This is a genomic window from Allobosea sp. GW823-FHT01F03 (assembly GCF_058798075.1).
The window spans coordinates 3,687,936-3,703,257 of sequence record NZ_CM179505.1 but is presented as its reverse complement, the minus strand read 5'-3'; the positions used below and the strand labels follow the sequence as shown (position 1 = coordinate 3,703,257).

Annotated in this window: 11 protein-coding genes, 1 tRNA gene and 4 pseudogenes; 11 read left to right on the top strand and 5 right to left on the bottom strand. The window is 64.3% G+C overall.

The features are described from left to right. Positions 1-10: 10 nt before the first annotated feature. The 3 genes from AC3RCC_RS17795 to AC3RCC_RS17785 form a co-directional block, all read right to left on the bottom strand. Complete coding sequence (locus tag AC3RCC_RS17795; protein ID WP_291636959.1) at positions 11-334, bottom strand: DUF4387 domain-containing protein; 324 nt, start codon at positions 332-334, stop codon at positions 11-13. 1 nt (position 335) lies between these two features. Continuing rightward, positions 336-1,604 (bottom strand): acyclic terpene utilization AtuA family protein, encoded by a 1,269-nt coding sequence (locus AC3RCC_RS17790; protein ID WP_492256089.1) that lies wholly within the window; start codon positions 1,602-1,604, stop codon positions 336-338. A 231-nt stretch (positions 1,605-1,835) separates the two neighbouring features. Beyond that, on the bottom strand, positions 1,836-2,756 hold the full coding sequence (locus AC3RCC_RS17785) for a LysR family transcriptional regulator (protein ID WP_291637073.1): 921 nt from the start codon (positions 2,754-2,756) through the stop codon (positions 1,836-1,838). Positions 2,757-2,861: 105 nt separating this feature from the next. Between AC3RCC_RS17785 and AC3RCC_RS17780 the strand changes: the two genes are divergently transcribed. From AC3RCC_RS17780 to AC3RCC_RS17755, 6 genes and pseudogenes are all read left to right on the top strand, one after another. Further along, positions 2,862-3,917, top strand: a complete 1,056-nt coding sequence (locus tag AC3RCC_RS17780; protein WP_291636955.1) for an ABC transporter substrate-binding protein — start codon at positions 2,862-2,864, stop codon at positions 3,915-3,917. A gap of 365 nt (positions 3,918-4,282) precedes the next feature. Beyond that, a pseudogene (istA, locus tag AC3RCC_RS17775) lies at positions 4,283-4,866 on the top strand (IS21 family transposase); the annotation flags it as partial. Positions 4,867-4,985: 119 nt separating this feature from the next. Further along, positions 4,986-6,519, top strand: a pseudogene (istA, locus tag AC3RCC_RS17770) (IS21 family transposase). After that, positions 6,509-7,303, top strand: a complete 795-nt coding sequence (gene istB, locus AC3RCC_RS17765) for an IS21-like element helper ATPase IstB (protein WP_492258793.1) — start codon at positions 6,509-6,511, stop codon at positions 7,301-7,303. Before istA (AC3RCC_RS17770) ends, istB begins: the two are co-directional and overlap by 11 nt. A 68-nt stretch (positions 7,304-7,371) precedes the next feature. Then, positions 7,372-7,518, top strand: a pseudogene (locus AC3RCC_RS17760) (IS5/IS1182 family transposase); the annotation flags it as partial. A 107-nt stretch (positions 7,519-7,625) separates the two neighbouring features. Then, positions 7,626-7,730: pseudogene (locus AC3RCC_RS17755) on the top strand (HNH endonuclease); the annotation flags it as partial. 175 nt (positions 7,731-7,905) lie between these two features. On the opposite strand, the gene AC3RCC_RS17750 reads toward AC3RCC_RS17755, so the two are convergent. Continuing rightward, positions 7,906-7,980 (bottom strand) — tRNA-Gly (locus AC3RCC_RS17750). Between the two features lie 191 nt (positions 7,981-8,171). On the opposite strand from AC3RCC_RS17750, the gene AC3RCC_RS17745 reads away from it, so the two are divergent. The 4 genes from AC3RCC_RS17745 to AC3RCC_RS17730 all read left to right on the top strand — a co-directional run bounded on the left by AC3RCC_RS17745 (position 8,172) and on the right by AC3RCC_RS17730 (position 12,062). Next, entirely contained in the window at positions 8,172-8,687 is a 516-nt protein-coding gene (locus AC3RCC_RS17745) for a prolyl-tRNA synthetase associated domain-containing protein (RefSeq protein ID WP_492256088.1), read from the top strand. 194 nt (positions 8,688-8,881) lie between these two features. Next, complete coding sequence (trxA, locus tag AC3RCC_RS17740) at positions 8,882-9,781, top strand: thioredoxin (RefSeq protein ID WP_291638878.1); 900 nt, start codon at positions 8,882-8,884, stop codon at positions 9,779-9,781. 103 nt (positions 9,782-9,884) lie between these two features. Beyond that, entirely contained in the window at positions 9,885-10,556 is a 672-nt protein-coding gene (locus AC3RCC_RS17735; protein ID WP_291638877.1) for an LON peptidase substrate-binding domain-containing protein, read from the top strand. Between the two features lie 114 nt (positions 10,557-10,670). Then, entirely contained in the window at positions 10,671-12,062 is a 1,392-nt protein-coding gene (locus tag AC3RCC_RS17730; protein WP_366825471.1) for an MFS transporter, read from the top strand. Positions 12,063-12,251: 189 nt separating this feature from the next. Here AC3RCC_RS17730 and AC3RCC_RS17725 read toward each other — a convergent pair whose 3' ends face one another. Next, entirely contained in the window at positions 12,252-14,645 is a 2,394-nt protein-coding gene (locus AC3RCC_RS17725) for a thiamine pyrophosphate-binding protein (protein WP_452116481.1), read from the bottom strand. Positions 14,646-14,767: 122 nt separating this feature from the next. Here AC3RCC_RS17725 and AC3RCC_RS17720 point away from each other — a divergent pair, with 122 nt between their 5' ends. Beyond that, positions 14,768-15,250 (top strand): Lrp/AsnC family transcriptional regulator, encoded by a 483-nt coding sequence (locus tag AC3RCC_RS17720; RefSeq protein ID WP_291638874.1) that lies wholly within the window; start codon positions 14,768-14,770, stop codon positions 15,248-15,250. Positions 15,251-15,322: the final 72 nt, after the last annotated feature.

The following is a 15,322-nucleotide window of genomic DNA, read 5'->3' as shown; positions in this document are numbered from 1 at the left end:
GCGCGTCGCTTCAACGCAGGGGAATGAGCATGTTCATAAGCGGAACATGCTGCTGGCAGCCATACATGTCGCCTTCACCCGCCGAACCCTGGGCACGCGGCCGCTTGATCGTGATCTTGATGGCATTGGCCATATCGATTTCGAAGAAGGACGAGATATCGGTGACGGACAGGCCATAAGCCTTGGCGACCGACTGAGGCGTGATGGCGCCCGATGTCCGGATGAGCTCGAAATTCGACTTTTCCTTGCACAGGATGTCGAAGGTGATGCGATAGGGGCCGGCATTCTTGCTGCGGACAATGTCTGCGATCTCGCGCAGAGGGCGGGCGCTCATCTCAAAGGTCCTCGATGCTGACGGGGAAGAGTTCGGTGGGCGTATCCACCTTCATCAGATGGTAGGCGCTGAACTCGTAGACGGGGCCGACATCGAGGTCGGACGGCGAGTAAGGAAAGGCGAGATTGCCCGAGGGGTTGATGATGCCTTCGTAATGATGGTGCAGCATCGCGCCGCTGATTTGGTGGCATGCGGCATGCGCCAGCTCTTGGGTCGCGGCGGTGACCTCGATCACGAGCCCGATCTCGCGCTGCAAGGCACGCTCCTGCTCCAGTTCCTTCATCACGCCATCGCGCCCGTAGACATGGAACTGCACCGAAATGGCCGAGGGCGCGAAGTAGTCGAGCGCCCCGGCCTTGAGCTGATCCAGAATCCCATCGAGCGCCGCTATGGTCGTCGGACAGCGAACCCCGGCGATGGAGATCGAGCGGTAGCCGGCGAGACGCGCGCCTTCCAGTTTGACGTAATAATCGTCGGTCTCGGTGAGCTTCGCGCCCGTAACGCGAACCTGCCTGTCGCCGATCTGTTCGAAGGAACACGCCGAGAGGTCGATCTCGTGGCCCGGCCCCCCCTGCTTGAATGGGTTCTCACGCTCATAGAGCGAGTGAGCGGAAACCGACTTCACCGAGGCACGCCGCTTAATGCTGCCGGGTTCGAGCACGAAGCTGTCGTCGTGGATGGTGCCAAGCATCACATCCATGGCGAAGGGCTCGGCCGAGAATGCGCCGCATTCGAGGATCTTGCCCATATGGATCGCAAGAGCCGGATCGGCGCCCTTCCAGATGGGATAGGCGGCGATCACCGAGTCGTCGCAGGCGCGGCCGGCGATGATCACGTCGGCGCCGGCATCGAGCGCCGCGCAGATCGGCTCATGGCCCATCTGGGCAACGAGCGTCACGGTCTCGTCGAGCACCTCCAATGTCAGGGGATGGCCCGCCTCGAAATCGATCACCTCGCCGGCGGCGACCGCACGCTTGGCTCGTTCGAGCGGAATGTCCGAACGGATCGTGGCGAGCTTGAGCTTGAGGCCGGTTTCCTGGGCGATTTCGCGAACGAGCTTGGCCGTCCGGTCGACCTGAACGCTCGATCCCGCGCCGCCGACACTGCCAACGATGACCGGAATATCGGCATTCCGCCCGGCCTGGATCAGAGCGGTCAGCTCGCGTTTGATGCTGACGTCCGAGACCAGAGGCTTGCCGGAGCCGAGATAGTGCGGGCCCGGATCTGTCGAGCCGGCATCGACGGCAATAACCGATGGCTTGAGCGACATGCCTCGCGCCAATGCCTCGTCGCCGAAGCCGTAGCCTAGAGTGCCCGTAGGCGTAAGCACCGTAATGCCGGACATTTTTTGACCCTGATCCGTCGCTCGATCCGAAGAACTGTCTGTCCGCGACATCGCCGCGGTCTTGACGCGTCCCATTCAGGTCGAGGGGTGGGTAAGGGTCAAATCGCTTATGGCAGGTCAGCCATAACTCGAGGATATGTCCTGCCGGCGTGGCGGCTAGGATCGGTCGCCAATGGCCTCCGCCATGGCCCCGATCTTGGCGGTCAGATTGGCGCGAACATGTTCGATCAGCGCCGTCGTCGCGAGCGACGGCTCCCGGAAGCTGGGCGTCACCACCCAAACGTCGAAATTGACGACAGGGCGAAAGGGTCTGACGACCAGCTGGCTTGGCGAGAACCCTTCTGTGCTCAGGGGATCGACGATGGAGATGCCGACGCCGGCCGCGGCGAAGGAGCAGCACGCCTCGGTGAGCTGGACCTTGATGACGATGTTCCGTTCGGAGCTGCTTTCGGTGAAAATCCGATCAATCTCGAGCTGAGCGCGATCCTCGTCCACCATGCCGATGAAGCGCTCGCCATGCAGGTCCTTCGCCTCGATCACCTTATGAGCGGCCAAGGGATGATCCGGCGGCAGGACACAAACGGCTCTCATCGAGCAGAGCTTGTCGAAGCGGACGCCGGGCCGCTCGGGCGCGAACATGCCGAAACCCAGGTCGAACCCCTGCGTCGCGACGGATTCCACGAGGAGCCAGGAGTTCCGGCTCGACATCTCGATCTTCAGGCCCTGCCGGGGCGCCAGGAAGCCGCCGAGGATCGGCGGCAGGACCCTCGCCGCCAATGATGGGTACGAGACCAGATTGATCTCGCCATAATCGAAGTGCTTGATGGCCCGCGCCCGTGCGGAAACGGAATCCACGCTGAGAAAGACCCGCTCCACCTCCGAATAGAGCATCTGCCCCTCTGAGGTTGGCACCACACCGTTCTTCTGACGATGGAAGAGCGAAAATCCGCATCGACGCTCGAGCAGAAAGATCAACTTGCTGACGGCCGGCTGCGACAGATTGAGCTTCTCCGCCGCTCGGGTGAAGCTGCCGAGCTCCATGATGGTCTTGAAGGCCTCGAGCTGCCGGATATTCATAGCCAAAAGTTATCTCAGACCCGTGGATTTCAATTTGAAGCTGGAAACGTGCCGAGTCCTCATATCGCTCTCAGAGGAAAATGCCAGAACGGCGGAGGAGGAACCATGACACGTTTCAAAGCAAAGCAGCTCGTTGGCGCGGCTTCATTCGTAGCTGCAGGCGCTTTTGCGACTGTCGCTGCAGCCGAGGACTCGATCACCGTCGCTACATATGGTGGAGAGTGGGGTGCGGCGATGCAGGCCTGCATCATCGACCCCTTCACGAAGGATACTGGGATTAAGGTCACGCCGGAACCAGGTGTCTCGGGCGTAACGTTGAGCAAGCTGCGTCAGCAGAAGGATGCGCCTTCGCTGGATGCTGTCTGGATCGATGGCGGCGTGTCCGAAATCGCCGCTGCCGATGGCGTCGTCGCGCCGATCGACGCCGCCAAGGTGCCCGCGCTAGCGGGTATGCTGCCGCAAGGCGTCTACAAGGGGGCGGACGGAAAGCCCTTTGCTGTCAGCACGGGCTTCTATTCACTCGGGCTTGCCTACAATACGCGTGATATCAAGCAGGCGCCGGCATCGTGGCTCGATCTGTGGAAGCCGGATTTCGCCGGGGCTGTCACCTTCCCGAGCCCCTCCAACGCCATGGGTGTCCCGTTCATTGTGCACCTTGCGGGGCTGGTTGGTGGCAGCGTGGACAATGTTGCGCCCGCCTTCGAGAGGCTGAAGCAGCTCAAGGTATCAGCTTACTTCGATACCGCTGGCGCCGGCACCAATCTTTTCCAGAGCGGCGAGGTGATTGTAGGCGCCCATTACGCCAGCTCCGCCTATGCGATGCGCGACCAGAAGCTTCCGATTGCTTTCGTGGTGCCGAAGGAAGGTGCGATTGGCGGCGATATTCGCCTGCATCTCGTCGCCAACAGCAAGAAACAGGCACTGGCCGAGAAATTCATGAACTACGCTATCGGCAAGGCGCCGGCCAAGTGCATGGCTGAAAAGATCTATGTCGGGCCGGCAACGGCCGGAATCGAGCTGTCGGACAACGCCAGGCAGCGGATGCCCTGGGGCCCGGATGGCTCGATCAAGAGCCTGGCGTTGCCCGACTGGAACAAGATCAACGCCAACCGGGCCGCCATCATCGAGGCCTTCAACAAAACGGTCGTCGCGAAGAAGTAGTCGGACAGCGGAACTTCCTCGGTCGCGGCAATGGCGGGCGGACTACGCGCCCGCCATCAAGCCGTCAGGACCCGGCCGCCGGCAAAGTCTTGCAACTCGGCGAGGGCGTGCGCGACGAAGCGATCGACGAGGTTGAACGAGCGCGCTGCCTTCGGCCGAATGAACCAGATGTCGAATTCTACTGACGAGCCGCGCGTCCGCTCGTCACCGACGATGTGAGGCGAAATCCGGCTCCATTGATCGTCCCTGTGTTTCGGCGTGCAAGTTTGACCCCATGAGGCGGGGGATCGGCGTTCAACTTTGACCCCCCCTTGAGCCGGTTTTGGTGAGACTGCCCGTCCTGGTTTCGGATGGGCGGGCGGGGGATGAAGGGCGTGGATAGGATTGCGCGGATCCGGCGCGAGTTTTCAATCCGCGGGAAGACGATCAAGGAGATCGCCCGCGAGCTGCATGTCTCTCGGAACACGGTTCGGAAGGTGCTGCGCTCGGGCGCGACGTCGTTCGAGTATGCGCGGAAGGTTCAGCCGCAGCCGAAGATCGGGACCTGGCGCCCTGAGCTGGATCGGTTGCTGATGGCGAACGACGGCAGGCCGGCGCGCGAGCGCCTGACGCTGATCCGGCTCTTCGAAGATCTGCGGGATCTCGGCTACGAGGGCAAATACGATGCCGTTCGCCGCTATGCGCGAGGCTGGCGCCGCGAGCAATCCGCCGTCACAGCCGACGCCTATGTGCCTTTGAGCTTCGCGCCCGGCGAGGCCTACCAGTTCGACTGGAGCCACGAGATCGTCGTCATCAATGCGCCACGACCCAGGTGAAGGTGGCGCATGTCCGGCTTTGTCACTCGCGCATGCTGTTCGTGCGGGCCTATCCGCGCGAGAGCCAGGAGATGGTCTTCGACGCCCATGACCGGGCCTTCGCCTTCTTCAAGGGCGCCTGCACGCGCGGCATCTAAGACTGTTGATTTCCGCCGAGAAGTGACCCGTTAGGCGGGGATTTTTCCATCGAGAAGTGACCCATGTTTTGACCACGTCTCACGCGGGATACGCGGGGGACTTCGGAGTGATCGACATGGAGTTACTGAGTGTCATCCGCCGTTGGCATGGGCGGAATCATCTTTCGATCCGTGAGATTTCCCGGCGCACCGGGCTCTCGCGGAATACGGTTCGCAAGTATCTGCGTGCGGATAGCGTCGAGCCCCGGTTTCATGTTCCCGACCGGCCGAGCAAACTCGATCCCTATGCCGACAAGCTCTCGGCGATGCTGCGGATCGAAGGCGGCAAGTCGCACAAGCACAAGCGCACGGTCCGCCAGTTGCATGCCGATCTGATTTTGCTCGGCTATGAGGGTTCCTACAATCGGGTCGCGGCCTTTGCCCGGGACTGGAAGGCCGCCCGCCTGCGCGAGCAGCAGACCAGCGGCCGTGGCACCTTCGTCCCCCTGGCCTTTGTGCCGGGTGAAGCGTTCCAGTTCGATTGGTCGGAGGACTGGGCGATCGATCATCGCGGGCGAGCGCACCAAGCTGCAGGTGGCTCATGTGAAACTCTCCTACAGCCGCGCCTTCACACTGCGAGCCTACCCGCTTCAGACCCATGAGATGCTGTTCGACGCCCATAACCACGCCTTCCGGGTGTTGGGCGGCGTGCCGCGGCGAGGCATCTACGACAATATGAAAACGGCCGTTGACAAGGTCGGCCGCGGCAAGGACCGCCAGGTCAATATCCGCTTCTCGGCCATGGTCAGCCACTTCCTGTTCGAGGCCGAGTTCTGCAATCCGGCTTCAGGCTGGGAGAAGGGGCAGATCGAGAAGAACGTGCAGGATGCCCGCCATCGGCTCTGGTAACCTTTGCCGAACTTCCCGTCGCTGGAGGCTCTGAACACCTGGCTGGAGATCCGGTGCCGGGAACTGTGGTCGCAGACTGCGCACGGCGCACAACCAGGAACGGTTGCCGATATCTGGGCTGAAGAGATCCGGCCCCTGATGGCGATGCCACGCCCCTTCGATGGCTTCGTCGAGCACGCCAAACGCGTCTCCCCGACCTGCCTGGTCCATCTGGAGCGCAACCGCTACAGCGTCCCGGCGTCCTTTGCGAACCGTCCGGTCAGCCTGCGCGTCTATCCCGATCGCATCCTCATTGTCGCCGAGGGACAGATGATCGGCGAACATCGCCGGGTCTTCACCCGCTCGCATGATCGTCTCAGCCGGACGGTCTACGACTGGCGACATTATCTGGCGGTCGTCCAGCGCAAACCTGGGGCACTGCGTAACGGAGCTCCCTTTGCCGAGATGCCGCAGGCCTTCCGATCCCTGCAGCAGCATCTGCTCAAAAGCCCGGGTGGCGACCGGGAGGTCGTCGAAATCCTGGCTCTCGTCCTGCAGCATGACGAACACACTGTGCTGACAGCGGTCGAACTGGCGCTGAAGGCCGGCGTGCCGACCAAGACCCACATCATCAACCTGCTTCACCGACTGATCGACGGCATGCCGTTGACGACGCCGACGGTCGAAACCCCTTCCGTTCTCACGCTGACCACCGAACCGCGCGCCAATGTCGAACGTTATGACGCCCTGCGCCAAGCCGAGGATGTGCGCCATGCGTCATAACCCTGCGAGCGGCGCCATCACCATCATGCTGCGCACTCTCAAGATGCACGGCATGGCTCAGGCCGTCAGCGAACTGACGGAGCAGGGATCGCCGGCCTTCGAGGCCGCGGTGCCAATCCTGTCGCAGCTCCTGAAGGCGGAGATGGCTGAAAGAGAGGTCCGATCAACGGCCTACCAACTCAAGGCCGCACGCTTCCCGGCCTATCGCGACCTCAACGGCTTCGACTTCGCCAGCAGTGAGATCAACGAGGCGCTCGTTCGCCAACTGCATCGTTGCGAGTTCCTCCGGGACGCCGACAACGTCGTCCTGGTGGGAGGGCCCGGCACCGGTAAGACCCATGTCGCCACAGCTCTCGGCGTCCAGGCCATCGAGCACCACCACAAGCGGGTCCGCTTCTTCTCCACGGTCGAACTCGTCAACGCCCTCGAGCAGGAAAAGGCCCAGGGCAAGGCGGGGCAGATGGCTTGCCGGCTGGCCTACGCCGACCTCGTCATCCTCGACGGGCTCGGATACCTGCCCTTCAGCGCGTCGGGCGGTGCCTTGCTCTTCCACTTGCTGAGCAAGCTCTACGAGCGCACCAGCGTCGTCATCACCACCAATCTCAGCTTCTCCGAATGGGCCACCGTCTTCGGCGATGCCAAGATGACCACCGCATTGCTCGACCGGCTAACGCATCACTGCCACATCATCGAAACCGGAAACGACAGCTTCCGCTTCAGGAACAGCTCGGCAAAGCCCGACAAACCAGCCAGGGAGAAAGCCAAAACCTTGACCGCAACCTGAACCACAAACACCATCTGGGCGGGTCACTTCTCAGTGGAAACCCAGGGTCACTTCTCGGCGGAAATCAACACCTCAAGCGCATCCTGAAGCTCGATCGGCTGCGACTCCGCGGACCAAACGGAGCCAGGGACGAGTTCCACCTCGCCGCTGCCGCCCAGAACCTCAGGAAACTCGCCAAGCTCCTGCCGAACGGGCCGCAAATCAGGGCCGCATGACGGGCAGAAGGCGCTCGCCGACAAATTGCAGCCCGTGATCACCTCGCTCGCGCCCCGACTTTTTCAACGGTATCGGCGCACTGCTGACGGATTGTCCCGGAGCGAAAGTCTGCATCAACCGGACAGGACGAGCACTACCTCCGCCGCGAGCCCACGATCGCCCGCATCCGCATTTCCTGCAGTGGCATCGGGAGAATTGCTTCAAGCAGTAAGGAGTTAGCGGGAAGCGGCAGAGTGGCCCTGCGTGCCTCCGGATCGTACTTGTAACCGCGAGGTAACCACGGGCTTTCCGAGCCCTTCGGAAATAGCCCGGAATCTCGAAGGTCCAAAAAGCAAAAAGCGCCGGGAAAACCGACGCTTACGTGCCTCTCAAGCCTTGAGACTGTCTGGAGCGGGCGATGGGATTCGAACCCACGACCCCAACCTTGGCAAGGTTGTGCTCTACCCCTGAGCTACACCCGCATCCGAGACATTCATCGCCGCCGCAGCGGCGATGGGCGGCTTATTGCCCATCGCCGCGAGGAGCGCAAGTGCCTTGTTGCAGGAATTTCACAACTCGCTTCCCGGCAAAGGGGCGGATGAGGCGTCAGGCTTGCTCCTGCCCAGACGGAAGGCTAGGAAATCTCAGCTTTTTCGCGTTTTTCAGGACAATGATGACCGCGCCAATTTCGCCTCAGGATCTCGTCGCCGCCTTGGACAAGCTCGGTATCGAAACCACCCGGATCGACCATGAGGCGGTCTTCACCGTCGCCGAATCCAAGGAATTGCGCGGGGCGATCAGCGGTCATCACACCAAGAATCTCTTTCTCAAGGACAAGAAGGGCCGGCTTTTCCTGGTTTCGGCGCTGGAGAGCACGCGAATCGACCTGAAGCGCCTGCACGAGACGCTCGGTGCCAGCGGAAGGCTCTCCTTCGGCTCGGCCGAGCTCCTGATGGAGAAGCTCGGTGTCACGCCGGGCTCCGTCACCGCCTTCGCCGTGATCAACGACCGGGCCGGCGATGTGACCATGGTTCTCGACGCCGGCCTGATGACGGGGGAGCCGATGAACTTCCATCCGCTGATCAATACGGCGACGCTCGGCATCGCCCGCGACGACATGCTGGCCTTCCTGCGCGCGAGCGGCCACGAGCCGCTGGTCGTCGCGCTGCCGGCGCCGCCAGAGGCCTGAGGTCGAAAACCTGCGCCGGACGCCGCATGAGATGCGCCGGGGCAATGGACAGAACGGATGAAGCTCCCCATCTATGGGGCGCAGATCGGGCAGCGTTGCCCGGCGGTTTCGATTGTCCGGGCGATAGCCTAAAAGGCGGGGCTGCGACCCTGCCGGCGCGGCGCCCGGCTTGTTGACGAGATGAAGGACGACCCATGCTGGTCAATGGCGAAGCGGCACCGGCCAACGGGCTGATCAAGGATACGACGACGCAGGGCTTCCGGCAGGATGTCATTGCGGAATCGATGAACCAGCCGGTGCTGGTCGATTTCTGGGCGCCCTGGTGCGGCCCGTGCAAGCAGCTGACACCGGTAATCGAGAAGGTGATCAACGAGGCCGGCGGCAAGGTCAAGCTGGTCAAGATGAACATCGACGAGCATCCGGCGATTCCCGGCCAGCTCGGCATTCAGTCGATTCCGGCGGTGATCGCCTTCCAGCGCGGCCAGCCGGTCGATGGATTCATGGGCGCCCAGCCGGAGGGCCAGATCAAGGCCTTCATCGAGAAGCTCGTCGGGCCAATGGGGCCGGGGCCGGTCGAGGAGATGCTCGCCGCCGCCGCCGAGGCGATCGAGGCCGGCGATGCCGGCGGCGCGAGCGAACTCTATGCCGAGGTGCTGGCGGTGGAGCCGGCGAATGTCGCGGCGATCGCCGGCATGGCCCGGCTGCATTTCGACGAGGGCGACATCGAGGGCGCCAAGGGCTTCCTCGCCATGGTGCCGGCCGACAAGGCCGAGGACCAGGCCGTGACGGCGCTGCGCGCCGCGATCGAGCTCGCCGAGCAGGCGGCCTCGCTCGGCGACACCGCCGAGCTCGAGGCCAAAGTCGCCGCGAACCCGAAGGATTATCAGGCCCGTTTCGACCTCGCGCTCGCGCTGAACGCCCGCGAAAGGCGCGAGGAGGCGGTCGACCAGCTGATCGCCATTCTCAAGGCGGATCGGGGCTGGAACGAGGATGGCGCGCGCAAGCAGCTGCTGCAGTTCTTCGAGGCCTGGGGGCCGATGGACGAGCATAGCGTCGCCGGCCGGCGCAAGCTGTCGACCGCGCTCTTCGCCTAGAGCTCGTGCCGATCGGCTGGTTCTGCAAGCCGATCGGCAAAGCGGTCTCTATCCTAAAGTGAGAGCCGGAACAGGAAGGCCAGGAGCAGATGGGCAGGCGCCGATGGGCATGAACGCGGTTTATCACGGGCCTGAGGATTGCCCGGCGGTGATCCCGCTGTTTCCGCTCAGCGGCGCGCTGCTGCTGCCGCGCGGGCAGATGCCGCTCAACATCTTCGAGCCGCGCTATCTCGCCATGGTCGACGACGCGATCCGCACGCATCGCGTCATCGGACTGATCCAGCCCGAGCCGGAAAACGGCCGGCAGTCGACGGCGCCGCCGCTGTTGCAGGTCGGTTGCCTCGGCCGCATCACCCAGTTCGCCGAGACCGGCGACGACCGCTATATCCTCACCCTGACCGGCATTTCCCGCTTTCGATTGCTCGAGGAGCTTTCGGTCAGCACCGCCTATCGCCAGGCACGGGTTTCCTATGACGATTTCACGGTCGATTTCCAGGCGCGGGCCGGCGAGGAGGCCGTCGACCGCGCGAGCCTGCTCAAGGCGCTGCGCAGCTTCGCCAAGGCGAACGAGCTGAAGATCGACTGGAAGGGCGTCAACGAGGCACCGAACGAGGCTCTGGTCAACGCGCTCTCGATGATGTGCCCGTTCGGCCCGCGCGAGAAGCAGGCCCTGCTCGAGGCACCTGATCTGCGCAGCCGCGCCGAGGTTCTCGTTGCGATCACGGAAATCGAGCTCGCCCGCGGCGGCTCCGATCCGGACACGACGCTGCAGTGAGCCGTCACGAATAGACCGCCTTCCCGTGCCATTCCGGCGCGCCGCGACTTACCGATCCGGTCCGACGCGGTCTCGCTCCCACCGAACCCCCAGCGTGACGCTTCGAGCCCGGCGATGAATCATTCGAGCAGTGATGGCCGTGTGGCGATCACCTATCCGCCGCGGCGCTCGGTCGTCGCCTGGATCTTCTTCGACTGGGCGGCGCAGCCCTTCTTCACCCTCGTCACGACCTTCGTCTTCGCGCCCTTCTTCGCCGCCGCGCTCGCTTCCGATCCGGCCCAGGGGCAGGCGCTCTGGGGCTATGCGACGGGCTTTGCCGGCCTCTGCATCGCCTTGCTCTCGCCCTTGCTCGGCGGCATCGCCGACCGGACCGGTCCGCGAAAGCCCTGGATCGCCAGCTTCGGGGCGCTGCTCGTCATCGGCTCGGGCATGCTCTGGTACGCCAAGCCCGGCTCGCCTGCGGCCGTGCCGATCGCGCTCGCCGGCTTCGTCATGGCGACGATCGGCGCCGAGTTCGCCACCACCTTCAACAATGCGATGATGACGCGGCTCGTGCCGCCCGAGCGTCTGGGGCGGCTTTCCGGCACCGGCTGGGCCGTCGGCTATCTCGGCGGGCTCGTATCGCTGGCCCTTACGCTCGGCCTGCTCGCCGCCGATCCGCACACTGGCAATACGCTCGTCGGCCTCTCGCCGCTCTTCGGGCTCGATGCGGCGAGTCGCGAGGGGGACCGGTTCTCCGGGCCGCTGACAGCGCTCTGGTTCGTGATTTTCGTCACGCCGATGTTCCTACTGACGCCGGATTCGCCGCGCACCGGCATATCCTTCCGCGAGGCTGCCGGTGGCGGCGTGGCGCGGCTGAAGGCGACGCTGGCGGAGCTGCCGAGCCTGCCGGGCCTGGGCCGTTTCCTGCTAGCCAATATGATCTACCAGGACGGGCTGGTCGCGCTCTTCGCCTTCGGCGGCATTTACGGGGCAGGGGTGTTCGGCTGGCAGACGATCGAGCTCGGGGTCTTCGGCATCCTGCTCACCATCACCGGCACGCTCGGCGCTTTCCTCGGCGGCAAGCTCGACGATGCCTTCGGCGGCAAGCCGGTGATCCTCGGCGCCATCGCCTGCCTGCTCTTCGCCTGTCTCGGCATTCTCTCGCTCGGGCCGGGCCAGGTCTTCTTCTTCATCGAGGCGGTGCCGGCGGCGCCCGGCGACGGGCTCTTCGCCTCGCTGCCGGAGAAGGTCTATCTCGGGCTGGGTCTCCTGATCGGCCTCGTCGCCGGGCCCTTGCAGGCCTCCTCGCGCAGCCTGCTCGCCCGCATCGCCCCGCCGGCCCGGATCGGCGAGTTCTTCGGCCTGTTCGCGCTCTCGGGGAAGGTGACGTCCTTCATGGGGCCGACCCTGGTCGCATTGGCGACGAGCCTCTTCGCCAGCCAGCGCGCCGGGCTCGCCGTTCTGATCGGCTTTTTCCTGGCCGGGGCCTGGCTGATCGCCGGCGTGAAGGTGAGGCGGGGCTGACTGCGTCCGCCTGAACCGCTTCCGTCATGCTCGCCCTTGTGGCGAGCATCCATGTCTTTGAACCGCAAGGCCCGAAGCAAGACGTGGATGGTCGGGACAAGCCCGACCATGACGTGAAGGAGCGCAGCGCGACCCCTCATCCGGCCCTTCGGGCTACCTTCTCCCGCAAGGGGAGAAGGCAAGCGCGCCTTACGGCAGCGCCTTCAGATACCTGACCGGGCGGCCGGGCGCCGCCGCCTGCGCCGCGTGGACGATCGCGTTCGCGTCGATGCCGAAATGGCGGTAGAGGTCGGCGACCGTGCCGGTCTGGCCGAAATGCTCGACGCCGAGCGCCTTCTGCTTGTGGCCGTGGACGCTGCCGAGCCAGGCCAGCGTCGCCGGATGTCCGTCCAGCACCGAGACGATGCCGCAATCGCGCGAGAGTTCGCCGAGCAGGCGCTCGACATGGCTGGTGGCGCGATGATTGCCGCGCTGGCGCGCCCGTTCCGCCGCCTGCCAGCCGGCATTCAGCCGGTCGGCCGAGGTGATGGCGAGCAGGCCGACATCGCGGCGATCCTCGCCGAGCAGGCCGACGGCCTCGATCGCCTCTGGCGCGACCGCGCCGGTATAGGCGATCACCACCGAGGCGTTCGGGCCCGGCTTCCTCAGCCAATAGGCGCCGTCGATGATGTCGCGCTCCAGCTCCGGCGTCATGGCGCGCTTGGGCTGCTCGACCTGGCGGGTCGAGAGCCTGAGATAGACCGAGCCGCCGGTCTCGTCGCGCAGCCAGGTGCGCTCGTCCGGATCGCCCTCGCCATCCTTCTGCAGATATTCGAAGGACCAGCGCATCATCACGGCAAGCTCGTCTACGAAGGCCGGCTCGAAGGCGCAGAGTCCGTCCTGGCTCATGCCGATCAGCGGCGTCGCGATCGACTGGTGCGCGCCGCCCTCGGGCGCCAACGTCACGCCGGACGGCGTCGCGACGACCATGAAGCGGGCGTCCTGGTAGCAGGCATAGTTCAGCGCATCGAGCCCGCGCGAGATGAACGGGTCGTAGAGCGTGCCGATCGGGATCAGGCGCTCGCCGAAGATCGAATGCGACAGGCCGAGCGCCGAGAGGTTGATGAACAGGTTCATCTCGGCGATGCCGAGCTCGATATGCTGGCCCTTCGGCGAGAACTCCCATTTCTGCATCGAGGGGATGCGCTCGTCCTTGAAGGTGTCGGCCATCGAGGCCCGCGCGAACAGGCCGCGCCGGTTGACCCAGGGGCCGAGATTGGTCGAGACGGTGACGTCGGGCGCTGTGGTGACGATGCGGTCGGCCAGCGGCCCGCCGAGCTTGGCGAGCTCGTCGAGCACCTTGCCGAAGCCCATCTGCGTCGACATCACCGGCTGGATCCCGGCTTCGAGCTTCTCCGGAACGGGCAGAGCGGGGGCGCTGTAGCGGCGGCGGCCCTCGGCGAAGAACGGCACCTTGTCGAGGAAGGCGCGGATCTCGCTCTCGGACAGGGAGAGGCCCTCGAACAGGTCCCATTCATGGCCCGGGCGGACCTTGTTGGCCTGCTTGAAGCCTTCCATCTGCTCCTTGGTCATCAGCCCGGCATGGTTGTCCTTGTGCCCGGCGAGCGGCAGGCCGAAGCCCTTGACCGTGTAGGCGAGGAAGCAGACCGGCCGGTCATGGTCGATCGCCTCGAAGGCTTCGAGGATCGAGGGCAAATCGTGGCCGCCGAGATTGCACATCAGCTTCGAGAGCTCGGCATCGGAGCGCTTCTCGATCAGCTTGGTCACCGGGCCCTGGTCGCCGAGATCGTCCATCAGGCGCTTGCGCCAGGCAGCGCCGCCCTGGAAGGTCAGGGCCGAATAGAGCTGGTTCGGGCAGGAATCGATCCAGGCCTTCAGGCGCTCGCCGCCCTTCTCCTTGAAGGCGGCCTGCTGCAGCGAGCCATATTTCAGGGTGACGACGTCCCAGCCGAAATTGCGGAACATCGTCTCGAAGCGGTCATAGAGGCCCTCGCGGATCACCGCGTCGAGCGACTGGCGGTTATAGTCGATCACCCACCAGGTGTTGCGCACGCCGTGCTTCCAGCCCTCCATCAGGGCTTCGAAGATGTTGCCCTCGTCGAGCTCGGCATCGCCGATCAGCGAGACCATGCGGCCTTCGGGGCGGTCCTTCGCCCAGCCATGCGCCTTCACATAGTCCTGGGTCAGCGAGGAGAACAGCGTCTGTGCCACGCCGAGGCCGACCGAGCCGGTCGAGAAATCGACGTCGTCAATGTCCTTGGTGCGCGAGGGATAGCTCTGCGCGCCCTTGTAGCCGCGGAAATTCTCGAGCTTCTCGCGGGTCTGCAGCCCCATCAGATAGTTGATGGCGTGGAAGATCGGCGAGGCATGCGGCTTCACCGCGACCCGGTCCTGCGGCTTCAGCGCGGCCATGTAGAGCGCGGTCATGATGGTGGCGAGCGAGGCCGAGGACGCCTGATGGCCGCCGACCTTCATGCCGTCGCCATTATCGCGCAGATGGTTGGCGTTGTGGATCGTCCACGAGGCCAGCCAGAGGATCTTCTTTTCAAGTTCGGCGAGAATGGGCAGGCGGGGATCGGACATCGGGCGCGCTCCTTGGATTAGCGTATCATGCACATCCGCTCTGGCGAAAGCAGCTAAAGACGACGCTGCGCGCTTCTCAGCTTGGCGGATTTCGCTAAGGTTGCGGCGAGGAGCGAGAATTCATGCCAAATCCTAAACTCGACGATATCGATCGCCGCATCGTGCAGGCCCTGCAGGCCGACGGGCGGATGAGCATTCTGGACCTCGCCGCCCAGGTCGGCCTGTCCCCGAGCCCCTGCGCAAGGCGGGTGAGGCTTCTCGAGGAGGCCGGGGTGATCAAGGGCTATGTCGCGGTGATCGACCAGGAGAAGCTCGGCCTTCCCGTCTCGGTCTTCGCCTCGATCAAGCTGGAGCGGCAGCGCGAGGAGGAACTCGACCGTTTCGGTGCGGCCGTGCAGCGCTGGCCGGAGGTCGCCGACTGCTATCTGATGACCGGCCAGCGCGACTATCTCCTGCGCATCATCGTCAGCGATCTCGCCGCCTATGAGCGCTTCCTGAAGGATAAGCTGACCCGGCTCGACAATGTCGCCTCGATCGAATCGAGCTTTGCGCTCGGCCAGGTGAAGCGCTCGTTCTCGGTGCCGGTGGAGCTGGGGGTGAGCTGAGCCACGTCGGTCGTCGCTTGTCCAGGATGACGGCTTTCGTTTCAATCGGACGCGCCGTCCCCGTCACGGACG